We start from the raw sequence: 272 nt of genomic DNA, 5'->3' as shown, positions 1-272 counted from the left end.
TATATGGATGATAGAATATTGAATGGTTATCATATCAATCAAAATTTCTAACTCTATACTATTCACTATCTTACTAAAAGAATAGAAATAATGCGAAAAGATTACCTCCATTTTTTTTGAAGGTGGAAAGCAATGGGTTCAAAGTAACCGTAGTTTATATGATGAAAACGGTTGGCAAAAAAAGGACTAATGTGTTAATCACATTAGTCCAAGAAAAAAGTTCGTTGCGTTGTTATAAAACGAGTACTTCATCTTTTGTGCGGTGTCTAGCT

Origin of the sequence: Bacillus sp. JJ722, from assembly GCF_036963345.1 — a bacterium.
GTDB lineage: Bacteria > Bacillota > Bacilli > Bacillales > DSM-1321 > Bacillus_AD.
Note: the sequence above shows the minus strand (reverse complement) of the source record.